This is a genomic window from Mycobacteroides sp. H001, assembly GCF_001440005.1.
In the GTDB taxonomy this organism is placed as follows: domain Bacteria; phylum Actinomycetota; class Actinomycetes; order Mycobacteriales; family Mycobacteriaceae; genus Mycobacterium; species Mycobacterium gwanakae.
On record NZ_LJYH01000052.1, the window covers coordinates 51,218 to 63,304 of the forward strand.

A 12,087-nucleotide genomic window follows, 5' to 3' on the forward strand; every position below is an offset into this window, starting at 1 on the left:
CTAGTCTCTCGACGAGACGAAGCAACCTTCTGCGTTGACGACTCACGAATGTTCCTAGACCGGCTCAGACAGGGCTGGGGCGCTCTACCATCACATCGTGGCCACCTCGATCGCCTTCTTCAACAACAAGGGCGGTGTCGGCAAGACGACGCTCGCATGCAACTTCGCCGCTTACCTATCGGAACACGGTTACACGGTGACTGTGGCCGACTGCGACCCGCAGTCGAACGCGACACAATTGCTGCTGCCCGAGGAGGTTTGGGAGTCGATCTACGAGAACCGCCCAGACTCAGAGACGCGAACGATATTGCGTGCGCTCCGCCACATTCGCGCGGGAGATTCCGCCGTCGAAACTGATCTCGAGCTGCACCAGTCCTCACGGTTCGGAGTGAGCGTCCTAGCGGGCCATCCTTCCCTCTCAGTGGTCGAGGATCGACTTAGCGCATCGTGGGCGGAGTTCTCGTCACGTTTCCTTGGAGGTGCCCGGCGCACTTTGTGGGTCCGCGAACTAGTTACGTCACTCAGTGCCGATGTAGTGGTTTTCGACCTAGGTCCGAGCCTGGGCGCGTTGAACCGCAGCGTGCTTATTGGCAGTGACTTCTTCGTTACTCCGGTGGCGCCAGATCTGTTCAGCCTCTACGCCCTTGAGAACATTGGCGATTGGCTGGAGCGCTGGATCAAGGAATATGTTGACTACGAAAAGCGCTTAGACGCCACGACCGAGGAACGCGAGAAGTACCAGCTCACACCGACTTTGCCTGTTGCACAGGGCTGGGCTGGGTACAGCATCCAGCAGTATGTCGCCAAGACCACGGCCGGCCGAATTCGTGGAGTGCAAGCCTACGACCGATACAAGCAGGAGATTCCGGATCGGGCGGCGAAGCTGAAGCAATTCGAAGCGGTGTCGATGCAGTCAAGAGAACTTGGCGTGGTACCGAATATGTTCTCGATGATCCCGATGGCGCAGACCGCGCACGCGCCGATAGCAAATCTGACAACTTACGATGGCGTTCGGGGTGCGCAGGTCACCCAACAGAAACGCTATGTTCAGCAATTGACAACAATGTTTGATCGCCTGAAAGCCAACGTAGCGTTGTGACCGCGTCAGACCACTGGCCACAAGAGGTGGTCGACCATGCGATCCGGCGGAACCTCATCTTGTTTGTGGGCGCTGGGATATCAGCTTCCTGCATGAATGATGTAAGCCAAAGTCCACCGACCTGGCCCCAGCTCCTCGTGGAGGTAGCGAATCGGATCGGCATGGATCAGCGCCGAGAAGAGCTCGATGACCTCATCGTGCGCGATCGACTACTGGAGGCCGCCGAGCTCTTGAAGATCGATGCTCGCTACCGATCTCGGTCACAGGATATGTTCAGCAGTATTAAAGAATTAGTGGATGGCCCTAATAGCCATCAATTCGGAGGCAGTGAATGGCATGAAGCAATCGTTCGCGCAGAACCGCGGATCATCGTTACAACTAACTACGATAAGATTATAGAGAGAGCCACCTCCGCGGGATATGCCGTCCATGAATACAGGTCGCCCACAGTGGCCGCGGATGTGCGGCGAAATTACCCACTACTTTTGAAAATTCATGGGAGCGTCGACCACATCGACGAGCTGGTTCTCAGTCGGCGCGACTACACAGATGTTCGACACAAGGGAGCGCATGCGATGGAGACACTTCATGCGCTACTGTTGACGCGTCCAGCCCTCTTACTTGGTTATCGTCTTTACGATCCAGACCTCCAATTGATTCTGGAGAATATTTTCGGTGGACAGAATCAGACGCCGCCGCATTATATGCTCGGGCCTGACGACATGCCCGATTATGAACGTGATGTGCTCACATATTCATATGGGGTGAATGTCATTACATACCCAAGCGGGAACTATGCTGAGGCACTTAGACGCTTCCAGGATCTCGCCGATGTTGTCGCCGCTACACCACCCGCTGCTGGCTGGGCCTGATCTGGTTTGGGTTCCGTGGTGGCCCAGGGATTGATTGAGCGTCCCGGCGTATATGTCCGACACTGTGCCATAATTTAAATATGGCCTACACCGTTCCAGTCCGTCCGGTGAAAGATATCGTTGACGAACTTTACATGGAGACGGGCGGTGCAGCTCAAGTTTGTAACTTCTATCGACATTTTCATAATCAAATTTCGGCCGCTTTGAGCGGTGGTCTATCGCCAGCTACCATCCGCCGGTCGGTAGGTCCAGCATTCTTGGATCAGTCGACCTCGGAATTCCCCGGGAAATGCATACTTCCTTTACCGCTTCGGGATGCACTGGTTGAAAATTTACGACTGTCCGCCGAGGTATTACGGCAGTCGTTATCGCTTGCTCTCGCTGCTTCGGCCGAAGGATATCTTGATTATGCGTGCACCCTAGTTGATGTTGATCTATGGGAAGGCCTGCGCGAGGCGTGGTCTCTCGGCCTAAAACCAGTTGTTGATGCAGGCCGCCGACATGGATGGCGCTTAAACCAGCCTATATCTGTAGAGAGCACAGAACTGCGTAATACATCGTGGCCTGAAGCGGTCAAGAAGTGGCGAGCTTGTTCAGCCAACTACCGCGAGATAAGCGCCGCGGTCAGGGAAGCGCGGGCACGATGTGGTTCCGCTTTAGTTCTACTGAATAGCCCGCTGAATGAAATTGGCCCGACCCTTGGTCGCGGAGAGCGTTACGGATACGCTTTCAGCGGCTGGAAGTCCTTGGCCCCCAGGCCATTTGCGTTTGGGGATGAGGTACGTCCCGCAATGGCGAGTACTTACAATGAGCGTCTTAGCTCACTTGATACTTGGACGGCATCAATGGATATCGCGCTGCGTCGGACCCGCGCTTGCTTAGCATCCAGCCGTAGTAGCTAACTGCCTTTAACGCGTTTACCTGCATTTTTCATCAACCTGAGAGCATCTAGTTACTCCCTGTTCTTCCTGCCATTCTGTGTCCAGTGGGGCTTTCTGGCCCCGTTGGACTGGAAAGGGTGTTTTGGCATGGCTGTGGAAATTTCGCACGGTGGGTCTGTTCGGGCAGTTGTCGATGACAAGCCGCGAGAGCTTTTTGATTGGGTGGACGATCCGAGTCGTCCGGGTAAACGCAAGCCGGGCCTGCGGCGGACGGACGCGGCGGGCCAGCCCATCGTCGAGGTGCCGATCACGCTTTCGTCTCCCATCCTTGGGTGGACTGCTCGTGCAAAGGCGGAAATTCCGGATGCGTTTATCGCTGATTTGGTTCCTGGTCGTCTGGTGGAATTTTCAGGTGCTGATTTGGTGGTCACGCTGGCCGGGGCCGATCCGTATGGCGGCACCGTGTCGACGCTGCGGGGCGTCACTGGCGTCGCCTCGATCGGTGATGCCCATGCGATGGTGTTGGCGGCGGGCGGCACGGGTGCTGGCGGTGGCCGGCGCGGCGGTGACGCATCGTGACCGTCCCCGCTACCGTTGATCGGCTTGATTCGTCCGCGATCGCGTTGATCCTGGACGCCCTGGCCGCTTACGCGGCATCGTGGCGTGCCGACGCCGAGGTCCGCGCAACTGGACCCGATGTGGATCATGCGCTGGCGGTTGCGATGGAAGCTGAGGGGCTTGCCCTCCGTATCGCAAGCCTGTTCGCCGTTGGTCGTCGGATGGGGATGCACAGTGTCCGATAACTTGTGTTGCAATGAGGCTAGTGCGCCGTTGTCTCAACCAGTTTTGTGGTCTGCTTGCGATGCTCTGGCTGATGCTTTCGGCGCGAAAGATATTGTAGCGTCGGGGATTTACGGAGATGGCGAAGTCTTGGTATGGCTTCGTCATTCGCGTCGGACTGGTCCCCTCGATGTGACGGTCACCCTCGAGGTTCTACACGGGTTTCTCGTCGGTGACCTGAGTGATTCTGAGCCGGTCTGGCCTGATCGAACCGCGTTCCCGATGTGGTCCTGGTTCGATGCGGCCGGTGTCAATCATCTTTTATCGGGTTTCATTTCGGCTGAATGCGTGGCCGCGGCTGTGATTAAGTCTTTGGAGGCAACGACGTGATCCCTACTCGTAAACTACTGCGGCAGCATGCCTCTCGTGCGCTTACGCGTGTACGGGGAGCTGCCCGTTGGTGGCTCGTTACTGAGACGCCGGTGTTGTCGTTGTTGATTGCGATGATTCTGACGGCTGTGGTGTGTGGACTGATCGCGTGGTCATCGATCCGCGAATTGCGCGCTCCTGACAAAATGTATGGAAGCTACAGTCGTACCGCTGTTGAGCTGCGACCGCAGCCGAATCTTAGGTCTGTTGTGTTTAGCTTGGCGGCAGAATCTCCGGCGCTTATGGCCTACACGGATGGCACTGGGTACATGCCGTGGGAGCAGCAGGGCATGCACGGGCGACCAGAAGACGCCACTCCGGATGCCATGTATAACCACCATTGTCACTGGGTCTTCGATCTGGAGCCTGAGATTTCGTGCCCTGGCCAGCCGCGTCTGCAAATTCCGACTGCCGCTTATGTGCGAACGCAGTGGATACGCGCTGGTTATGACCTACGAGATTTTGTGCCGAACCCTGAGCCGCCTTGTCGGTTGCTGCCGGCGGGTACAGACGGGTGGTCTCCCGTGGTGTGTCGGCATGCGTGGTGCGTGTGGTTCGAAGCTCATCGGAGATGCCTTGAGTCCCAACCGGCCTTTGTGGTGCGCGGTGCGGATCGCGCGTGGATGGCGGAGGTTCTGTATGACGATTTGCGTGAACGCACAGCGAGAGGGGTACCAGCATGAGTTCAAAAGAACTCGGGGCGTTAGCGATTGGTTTGGTCGGCGCGGTTGTCTGCTCGTCGGTGGTGGTGAGGTCTTGTGGCTCTTCAGGGTCTAGATCGGATACCTCTTCTGCTACGGAATCGTCGTCGCATTCGACCGTCAGTTCATCGTCATCTGGGCACACCGTCTGGATTGTGCTGGGGCTGATTGTTTTGGGACTATTTCTGTTGTGGCTCAATCGGATTAGCAACCGAATCGGCCGCGCACCCGCAGAGTTGTCGCAGCGTCGTCCGGAGCTGGCTGCGATTTGGGAAGCCCTGAGCGGCAAGCGAACTGAGTTCGACGAGACGCTGCTTGCATTGGGCGTATTTAGGCGTGCCGAGGATGGCGGTGTAGTTCGGCCATCGGTGCCAGCATGGCACGAAGGGAAGTGGCACGATTGGCTGGATATCAAGCCTTTGCCGGGTACGGTCGGAGCGTGGCAGAGTTCGGTGACGCTGGCGGAGCTCAGGGTGCTTTTCGCCGCTCCAGGGCTTGCGTGGCTCGATAGCTCAGATGTGCCTGGGCATCTATCGCTGGGTGTGCGTCACACTGATGAGCCGGCACCGCCTGATCCACTCGCCGCGCTGGCTGATGTGGTGCCCGCGCGGCTGCCGGACAGGCTGGCGTCTGTTCATGACCGGGGGATCCCTCAGGGGATCACCGTTAATGGTGCCGTCCGGGGTATACCGATGGGTGTAACACCAGAGCGTCGGCTGATAACTCTTGACCTACTTTCGTCGGGACATGTTGCGTTGCAGGGTCAGACGCGCTCTGGCAAATCTGTGGCGGTGTATTTGGCGCTAGCTTGGGCTGCGCATATGCGCGATGTGCAGGTTTGGGGGTTTGACCCGTCGAGGGTTCTGCTTGGACCTCTGGAAGGCCTTCCTGGTCGCCGTGTGCTCGGCGATGACGCTGTGGGTATGGCAACGCTCATGCGGGATCTTTTGGAGCTTCTCGAGGAGCGTTTGGAGCTGTTGCACTGGGCGCGTCTGGACCAGCTGGAGCGTTTTAGTGCGGATCGGCCGTTAGTGCTTGTGGTGTGCGAGGAATGGGCTGGCGCGCTTAAGAGGCTTGAAGATCATGATCGTTCTACTGGAGCGAAGCCGGCTGATCGCCTTGCACCGCAAGTAGCGGCTGGTTTTAGTCGGCTTCTCGCAGAGGGTGCGAAAGTCGGTTTGAGGGTGATGACGGTGACGCAGCGAGCGTCGGTGGCCGCGCTTGGCGGTGGTGACGCTGGTGATGCCCGCTCGAATTTTGCCACGGTGATCAGTCTGCGCACGGATCGCGCAGATTCGGCGGAGCTGCTGCTGGGCTCTATTCCGAGTGAATTGTCCAGCCGTATAACAGATTTTAGGCCTGGCGAGGGTTTGTGGCGTGGCCCTGATCTGCCGCTTACCGTTTTTCGGGCGTGTTTGATCGGCGCTGAGCCATATGGCGTGTATTGCAGATTGGCCGATCAAGCGTCGGCGCTTCGAGCAGCAGAGACATTGGAGGAGTGACGTGTGCACCGCGGAGTCCGGCAGCATTTTTCGTGTCCAACTAGGGCGCGGAGCGGCCTGGGCGGGAGCCCAAAGTCACTGGGGAGCATGGTTTAGTGAGTTTGAGAGGGTTTCATGATGGGTCGTCGATTGGAGATTTCCGCGGAGCACGACTTGTTGACGGCAGTCGAGACGAGCCAGTTGACGACGATTCCGCCGTCAAGTTTGCATGAGTACGCAGTGCGCGCGGAGGCAGGGCTTCCGGCGTTGGGTCCACCCCATATCAATCTGGGTCCCCGACGCCGGCGTTGGCGACGTGGTGATGTTTTGGCTTGGTTGGAGTCTCGTCGTGTTAGCTGATGCTGTCGGTGTGAGCTGGTAGGGATCACGATCATGTCGATCAAAAAATACAAAACGAAGGCTGGTGTCCGGTACTACGTTGAGTGGCGTTTGCCAGGCCGGGTGAAGCGCGGGAAAACCTTTCGAACGCTCGCCGCGGCAAGAGCTTTTGAAGCTGAAGTGGTGACGTCTAAGTCACGGGGCACGGCTGTAGATCCACGGTCTGGATTGATCAAGCTGAGGGATGTTTATCAGCGATGGTTGTCGACCCGTGTGGATTTGACGCCGAAGGTTCTTCGAGGTTATGAGGATTGCTGGCGCTTGTCTGTGGAAGCTGAGTTTGGTTCGTGGCCAGTGAATGCCCTCGATTCCCACGCTGTACAAAATTGGGTAAACGCGATGACAGAGGGGCCGGGTGCTGTCGGGCCTCGGACGCAGCGGTGGCGTGCGTCCGTTTTGCGCATGGTTTTGGACTACGCCGTAGCGCAGCGTTGGATTGGTGAAAATCCGGCAGCTGGTGTTGCCTTCCCTCCTCTTCCGCTCCCTCAGCACACGTATCTCACCGTGGCAGAAGTTGAGTCGCTTGCGGAGCTTTGCGGCACCCAGGGTGACATTGTTTTGATCCTCGCCTATACGGGTTTGCGGTTTGGCGAGTTGATCGGCCTGCAGGTCGGTGACGTCGATTTGACGAGGCGGCGCATTCGGGTTCGCCGTTCCATCACTCAGGTCGGCGGTAGGCCGACGGCGGGTCGGCCGAAGTCCGTGGCGGGTATCCGCTCCGTGCCCATCCCCGCCCGTATTGCCACTCTGCTGGAGCGCAGGATTGTGGGACGACCCGAGTCAAGCCCCGCGGTGACCTCGGCACGCGGAAGCCTATTGAGCCGCGAAAATTGGGTACGCGATGTTAAGTTTTATGCACAGCGGGAAGCTCTAGGCCGCCCACAGCTACGGCTACATGATCTGCGGCACACTTATGCATCGCTGGCACGTCGAGCAGGCGCCGATTTGAGATTACTTCAAAAGACCATGGGTCACTCATCGATAACGACAACGGCGCATATCTACGCCGATTTATATGACGACGAACTGGACGCTGTGGCTACGGCCCTCGACACTCTGACAGTGAGTGAATCTACGGAGATACAGAGCAGTGGCCCATATAGTGGCCGGGTAGTGGCCGGATGCGCCGGCCAAATGTCCATTGAAGATGAGCTGAACGAAGACGAAAACGCAGTTTGACCTGCGAATATTGTGGTGGCCAGGGCCGGGATCGAACCGGCGACCTTCCGCTTTTCAGGCGGACGCTCGTACCAACTGAGCTACCTGGCCGGACGGCAGATCCACAGATACTGCCTCGCCGTACTGGCGACCCTGACGGGACTCGAACCCGCGACCTCCGCCGTGACAGGGCGGCGCGCTAACCAACTGCGCCACAGGGCCTTACTCTGCTCCCAGTATGACTGGTTGCGTACCCCCAACGGGATTCGAACCCGTGCTACCGCCGTGAAAGGGCGGCGTCCTAGGCCACTAGACGATGGGGGCCCATTCCGAATCTCTCCGGGGTACCCACAACGCTTGTCGCGTTGGGAGCTCGCCCAGCTTAGGGCACAACCCGCCCAGAACCCAAACCGGATAACCACGGTGCTCGCGTGGTGAGCCAACCAGTATCCTGTCTCTCCGCGCCCCTATAGCTCAGTTGGTAGAGCTACGGACTTTTAATCCGCAGGTCCCAGGTTCGAGCCCTGGTGGGGGCACCAGACCGACACCGCCGCCGCCTCCCCTGGTCGGCGGCAAGTGCTTCGGCCCGTGTTCGCGCATCAGGTAGTCGACCTGAATCCCGGTCGAGTTCTGGATGTGCTCCAAGTCGGCAACATCCAAGGGAGTGTTGCCGGAGTACCGCTGCTGAACGTACCCGCGCCCCCATCCGGTCTTATCGCCAAAATCCTTCTGGGTCAACCGGATTCCGGCCATCACCTCGCGCAGTCGGCGCGCGACAGCCACGGGCAACGATTCCTCGTCAACCAGGTACGAAGTTGTCATAAGCACCAGTTTGCATGGCATCCCTGAATTACGCAACGCATGGCAGCGAACAGCCGTTAGTAGACAACTTCTGCATGACATTCATGCATTTGATTGTTGACGAATGCGTTCCGCTCGTGTAATTACATCTATGTGATGCAATCGCATGTCGCAGACAACGTCCGAGCCGAGGCGGCCCGACGGGGCAAGAATCAGGGTGACCTCGCCCAACTCCTGGGCATTAGTCGCCAGGGTGTCTCCCAACGCCTACTCGGACGCATCGAGTTCAGGGTCGGAGAACTTCAGGCGATCGCAGCCTTCCTCGATGTTCCGATCACAGCGCTTCTAGCCGACCAGGCGGTTGCCTCGTGAGCGCCGCTGACGAGGCGGTCGAGCCCGCCGAGGCCAAATTGCAGCGCTGCGCCGAACAAGCTCTCGCCCGCAGTTGGCTCTCTCAGCGATACCCGATCCGGGTCACGCCACTGGCCTACCTATCGGTCGGCCCGCTCTCGCTCCTGCTGGAGGTACGCGGACGACAGTGCATGCCCGAGGTACTCGAGAGCCTCGGCGATCTTGGTGAGAGTCTGATCCTGCGTACTCGCCTGCGCTTGCCGCGCAGATGCAACGGCCGCGTCCGCAAATTGTTTCGGCGTGGGCTGTCCCATAAGTCTTCTCCTTCGGTTGAGTGTGGTGCTCCGACTGTAGGAGAACCGGCCGCACCCGACGGTGAGCTTCGGGCTCAGACGCCGGGTGCGGCCAGCCAAGGCGGTGCGAAATGAGCGCCCAAGACCAGTCGATCGGCCAAGAGCTGGTGCGGATCATCCGCGCCGAGATTCGCGCCTACGACGAACGCAAGGACAAAGCACTGCATCTACGGCGAATCGCTGACGAGGCCTCCGTGATGGCTGACGAGGCCGCCAAGGATGCTCGCGACTCGGTACCCGGGCCGCTTGCCGGACTGACCGGCGATGTGAACGCGCAGGTCATCGACTCACTCCTCCGGCGCCAGGGGAAGCCGCACGTGGACTTCACCATGGGCGGCAACAACAAGCTCGACCGCGGAGTAGTCCAGCAGGCCGAGGTCGCCGCAGCTGCCGCCAAGGCTGCCAATGACGAGTTACTGCGCAACCAGAGGCAGTCCGCAGAGAAAACCACCGCATGGAAACCGACCGGCACCGGTGAGAACCTGCCGCGCCGTCGATGGTGGCTGCGCGAAAAACGCTGAATCGTCATGTCTGACAACTGAATAGGAAAGACCCCGACGGCGGGCTCGCTCGCCAAAGTTCACCCGCCGCCGGGGCCACTGCAACCAGGATAGGAGCCCTGGCGTGATTCACCGTAACCCCGTCCCTGCTCAGCGCGTCGGCGGTGTCCGATGAGCAGCTACGACAAGATCACCGTCGCCCTGGCGGCTATCGCAGCACTGGCCGCGATGCTGCTCGCATCCCCCAACTCGCACGCCGACCAGCTGGCGGGCGTCTTCACGCAGGCGGGGGTGACCGCGTGAACCTCACGAAGCTCTTCGGGCTCCGCCGCCGCATCTCTGATTCACGGAATGTGTTGCAGCTCAACAAGGCCATCGACAGGGCGGGCTCCGCCATGGACGCGCTCACCGAGACCGCCGAGGCTGCCGGGTTTGACCTGGGGCCCGATGCAGACGGTATAGAACTGGCGCTGGTGGACTTCTTCACCGACCGCGACACCCGCGACGAGTCCAGCGCAGTGATTCGCGCGACGGGGGCGGGCTGGTGACGACTCACTATCTCAAGATCGAAAGCCATTGGCACGACCTGCTCTACGACGGCTGCAAGACGTACGAGGTGCGCCGCGCTGATCGCGATTACCAGAAGGGCGATCGCGTTCTGTTCAAGGTGGGACCGTCCGAGGCACTCTCGTACGCGGCATGGACCATCACGCACGTCATGTACCAGGCCCCGTGGGTGGCCGATGGCTACGTGATTCTTTCGCTGGAGCATCCTCACAAGACCGAACGTGAACGCCAGTACCGCGACCGCTACGAGATTGTCGAGAGCCTGCGCCGGTCCAATGCCGCGCTGCGCGGGGTGATTACGCGTCTGCGCAATCGGATCAGCATGCAGGAGCGGCGGTGGTCGGTCGGATGAGTCTCAACATCCCCGAGGGCTACGAGATTCAGTACCTCATCCGGAAGCCCGACGACACGCTGGTGCTGAGCGCAAAAGACCAGCCCGCCTACTGGAGCGACCGATCCGAATGCGAGCAGATGCTTAAGCATCTGGCCGAGCACGCCGAAGCGCTCGGTATCACCAATTACCTTGCCACTGTCGAGGTGCGGCTCTGCTCTCCAGCGTTCGCGCTCGATGCCCCGCTCGCTGGGTTTATCGACGAGCTGGAGAGCTGGCGCAAATCGAATGGGGGGCAGGGGTGAGCACCCACTTTTGCCCGGTCTGCTGGCGCGAGGCTCAGCAGACCATGAACGGCAACATCTACTCGCACTTCGACGGCGCAAGCAACGAGTGCCCCGGAAGCAACCAGCCATTCACGATCGCCATCGTCGCACCGAGTCGGATCACGTTGCGGCACATCATCAAAGACATTCATGAATTACGGGAGGCAATCGCAGCATGACCGAACTGACTCGCGATGGTGTCTACGCCGGCATCTCCGATATCGAGTACCACGCTGACCGATCAGCGCTGTCTAGCTCTGGTGCGCGACTCCTTTTGCCGCCATCGACACCAGCCGCATTCCGGTGGCGCATGGACAATCCACAGAAGACCAAGCCCGAATGGGACTTTGGCCGCATGGCACACCGCGTACTTCTGGGTGCTGGTGCTGAGCTGTGCGTGCTGGAGCCAGCCATTCACGGTCTCCTCAAGGGCGGCGCCGTCGCGAAGTCTCCCCGAGCCACTGACACGTGGAAGGAAGCCGAGGCCGAGGCGCGCGCCGAGGGCCGGGTGCCTGTGCATGTGGACGACTACCAGATAGCGCGGACCATGGCCGACAGGGTGCGCGAACATCCCACCGCCGGGCCACTATTCGCAGCTGCCGACGGTCAGGCCGAAACATCCCTCGTGGCCACCGATCCCGAGACTGGCGTGCGTCTAAAGGCACGACCCGACTGGCTGAATCCAGCGGGCGACCGGCTGACCATCGTCGACTACAAGACCGCGGTCAGCTCGGAAGTGGACGCGTTCTCACGCAAGGCAGCGGACTTCGGCTACCACATTCAAGAAGCGTGGTACCGGCACGTTGCGCAACTGCTCAAGCTGCATGACAACCCGCGGTTCCTGTTCGTGGTGCAGGAGAAGGAAGCCCCCTACGAGGTGTCGGTATTCGAGTACCAGGACCCCATCGACAGGGCCGAGAGCAAGCGCCAGATGCGCGAGGCGATCGGCATCTACCAGCGCTGCAGCGCGGAGGGGAAGTGGCCGGGCCGCTCACCCGAAGTTACTCCAATTTTCTTGCCCCAGTGGGCGCACGGCGACGACGAAATGGATATCTGAG

16 protein-coding genes and 4 tRNA genes are annotated in these 12,087 nt (G+C 59.6%); 17 read left to right on the forward strand and 3 right to left on the reverse strand.

Features of this window, described 5'->3' with window-relative positions; genetic code table 11:
* Positions 1-97: 97 nt before the first annotated feature.
* From AOT83_RS26265 to AOT83_RS26295, 7 genes are all read left to right on the forward strand, one after another.
* Positions 98-1,099 (forward strand): AAA family ATPase, encoded by a 1,002-nt coding sequence (locus AOT83_RS26265; protein WP_057965667.1) that lies wholly within the window; start codon positions 98-100, stop codon positions 1,097-1,099.
* A complete protein-coding gene (locus AOT83_RS26270; protein ID WP_057965666.1) occupies positions 1,096-1,971 on the forward strand; it encodes an SIR2 family protein in 876 nt (291 codons plus the stop codon). Before AOT83_RS26265 ends, AOT83_RS26270 begins: the two co-directional genes overlap by 4 nt.
* A gap of 80 nt (positions 1,972-2,051) precedes the next feature.
* Positions 2,052-2,873, forward strand: a complete 822-nt coding sequence (locus tag AOT83_RS27700) for a hypothetical protein (RefSeq protein ID WP_131726965.1) — start codon at positions 2,052-2,054, stop codon at positions 2,871-2,873.
* A gap of 126 nt (positions 2,874-2,999) precedes the next feature.
* Positions 3,000-3,431, forward strand: a complete 432-nt coding sequence (locus tag AOT83_RS26275; RefSeq protein ID WP_057979817.1) for a hypothetical protein — start codon at positions 3,000-3,002, stop codon at positions 3,429-3,431.
* Complete coding sequence (locus tag AOT83_RS26280; protein WP_057965664.1) at positions 3,428-3,655, forward strand: hypothetical protein; 228 nt, start codon at positions 3,428-3,430, stop codon at positions 3,653-3,655. Before AOT83_RS26275 ends, AOT83_RS26280 begins: the two co-directional genes overlap by 4 nt.
* A 1,262-nt stretch (positions 3,656-4,917) precedes the next feature.
* Entirely contained in the window at positions 4,918-6,264 is a 1,347-nt protein-coding gene (locus AOT83_RS26290; RefSeq protein WP_057965662.1) for an FtsK/SpoIIIE domain-containing protein, read from the forward strand.
* Positions 6,265-6,636: 372 nt separating this feature from the next.
* Positions 6,637-7,821: a site-specific integrase gene (locus AOT83_RS26295; RefSeq protein ID WP_081343706.1), complete on the forward strand. Its 1,185-nt coding sequence runs from the start codon at positions 6,637-6,639 to the stop codon at positions 7,819-7,821.
* Between the two features lie 13 nt (positions 7,822-7,834).
* Here the strand turns inward: AOT83_RS26295 and AOT83_RS26300 are convergent.
* The 3 genes from AOT83_RS26300 to AOT83_RS26310 form a co-directional block, all read right to left on the reverse strand.
* Positions 7,835-7,911 (reverse strand) — tRNA-Phe (locus AOT83_RS26300).
* 34 nt (positions 7,912-7,945) lie between these two features.
* Positions 7,946-8,022, reverse strand: a tRNA-Asp gene (locus tag AOT83_RS26305).
* Between the two features lie 29 nt (positions 8,023-8,051).
* Positions 8,052-8,124: transfer RNA gene (locus AOT83_RS26310), tRNA-Glu, on the reverse strand.
* Positions 8,125-8,263: 139 nt separating this feature from the next.
* Between AOT83_RS26310 and AOT83_RS26315 the strand changes: the two genes are divergently transcribed.
* From AOT83_RS26315 to AOT83_RS26350, 10 genes are all read left to right on the forward strand, one after another.
* Positions 8,264-8,339 (forward strand) — tRNA-Lys (locus tag AOT83_RS26315).
* Positions 8,340-8,757: 418 nt separating this feature from the next.
* Entirely contained in the window at positions 8,758-8,973 is a 216-nt protein-coding gene (locus AOT83_RS26320) for a helix-turn-helix transcriptional regulator (RefSeq protein ID WP_054430251.1), read from the forward strand.
* A complete protein-coding gene (locus AOT83_RS27705; RefSeq protein WP_131726966.1) occupies positions 8,970-9,380 on the forward strand; it encodes a hypothetical protein in 411 nt (136 codons plus the stop codon). The genes AOT83_RS26320 and AOT83_RS27705 overlap by 4 nt, the downstream gene beginning before the upstream one ends.
* A complete protein-coding gene (locus tag AOT83_RS26325) occupies positions 9,377-9,826 on the forward strand; it encodes a hypothetical protein (protein ID WP_057965660.1) in 450 nt (149 codons plus the stop codon). The genes AOT83_RS27705 and AOT83_RS26325 overlap by 4 nt, the downstream gene beginning before the upstream one ends.
* Positions 9,827-9,976: 150 nt before the next feature.
* On the forward strand, positions 9,977-10,108 hold the full coding sequence (locus AOT83_RS28380) for a hypothetical protein (RefSeq protein WP_276203391.1): 132 nt from the start codon (positions 9,977-9,979) through the stop codon (positions 10,106-10,108).
* Complete coding sequence (locus AOT83_RS26330; RefSeq protein ID WP_240483022.1) at positions 10,105-10,353, forward strand: hypothetical protein; 249 nt, start codon at positions 10,105-10,107, stop codon at positions 10,351-10,353. Before AOT83_RS28380 ends, AOT83_RS26330 begins: the two co-directional genes overlap by 4 nt.
* On the forward strand, positions 10,350-10,724 hold the full coding sequence (locus tag AOT83_RS26335) for a DUF3850 domain-containing protein (protein ID WP_057965659.1): 375 nt from the start codon (positions 10,350-10,352) through the stop codon (positions 10,722-10,724). The genes AOT83_RS26330 and AOT83_RS26335 overlap by 4 nt, the downstream gene beginning before the upstream one ends.
* Positions 10,721-11,008: a hypothetical protein gene (locus AOT83_RS26340; RefSeq protein ID WP_057965658.1), complete on the forward strand. Its 288-nt coding sequence runs from the start codon at positions 10,721-10,723 to the stop codon at positions 11,006-11,008. The genes AOT83_RS26335 and AOT83_RS26340 overlap by 4 nt, the downstream gene beginning before the upstream one ends.
* Positions 11,005-11,208, forward strand: a complete 204-nt coding sequence (locus AOT83_RS26345; protein ID WP_240483021.1) for a hypothetical protein — start codon at positions 11,005-11,007, stop codon at positions 11,206-11,208. The genes AOT83_RS26340 and AOT83_RS26345 overlap by 4 nt, the downstream gene beginning before the upstream one ends.
* A complete protein-coding gene (locus AOT83_RS26350) occupies positions 11,205-12,086 on the forward strand; it encodes a PD-(D/E)XK nuclease-like domain-containing protein (protein ID WP_057965656.1) in 882 nt (293 codons plus the stop codon). Before AOT83_RS26345 ends, AOT83_RS26350 begins: the two co-directional genes overlap by 4 nt.
* Position 12,087: the final 1 nt, after the last annotated feature.

Coding starts and splice junctions, on each gene's coding strand:
- AOT83_RS27700 (WP_131726965.1), top strand. CDS start 2,052: ATGGCCTACACCGTTCCAGTCCGTCCGGTGAAAGATATCGTTGACGAA.
- AOT83_RS26350 (WP_057965656.1), top strand. CDS start 11,205: ATGACCGAACTGACTCGCGATGGTGTCTACGCCGGCATCTCCGATATC.
- AOT83_RS26325 (WP_057965660.1), top strand. CDS start 9,377: ATGAGCGCCCAAGACCAGTCGATCGGCCAAGAGCTGGTGCGGATCATC.
- AOT83_RS26275 (WP_057979817.1), top strand. CDS start 3,000: ATGGCTGTGGAAATTTCGCACGGTGGGTCTGTTCGGGCAGTTGTCGAT.
- AOT83_RS26320 (WP_054430251.1), top strand. CDS start 8,758: ATGCAATCGCATGTCGCAGACAACGTCCGAGCCGAGGCGGCCCGACGG.
- AOT83_RS28380 (WP_276203391.1), top strand. CDS start 9,977: ATGAGCAGCTACGACAAGATCACCGTCGCCCTGGCGGCTATCGCAGCA.
- AOT83_RS26295 (WP_081343706.1), top strand. CDS start 6,637: ATGTCGATCAAAAAATACAAAACGAAGGCTGGTGTCCGGTACTACGTT.
- AOT83_RS26340 (WP_057965658.1), top strand. CDS start 10,721: ATGAGTCTCAACATCCCCGAGGGCTACGAGATTCAGTACCTCATCCGG.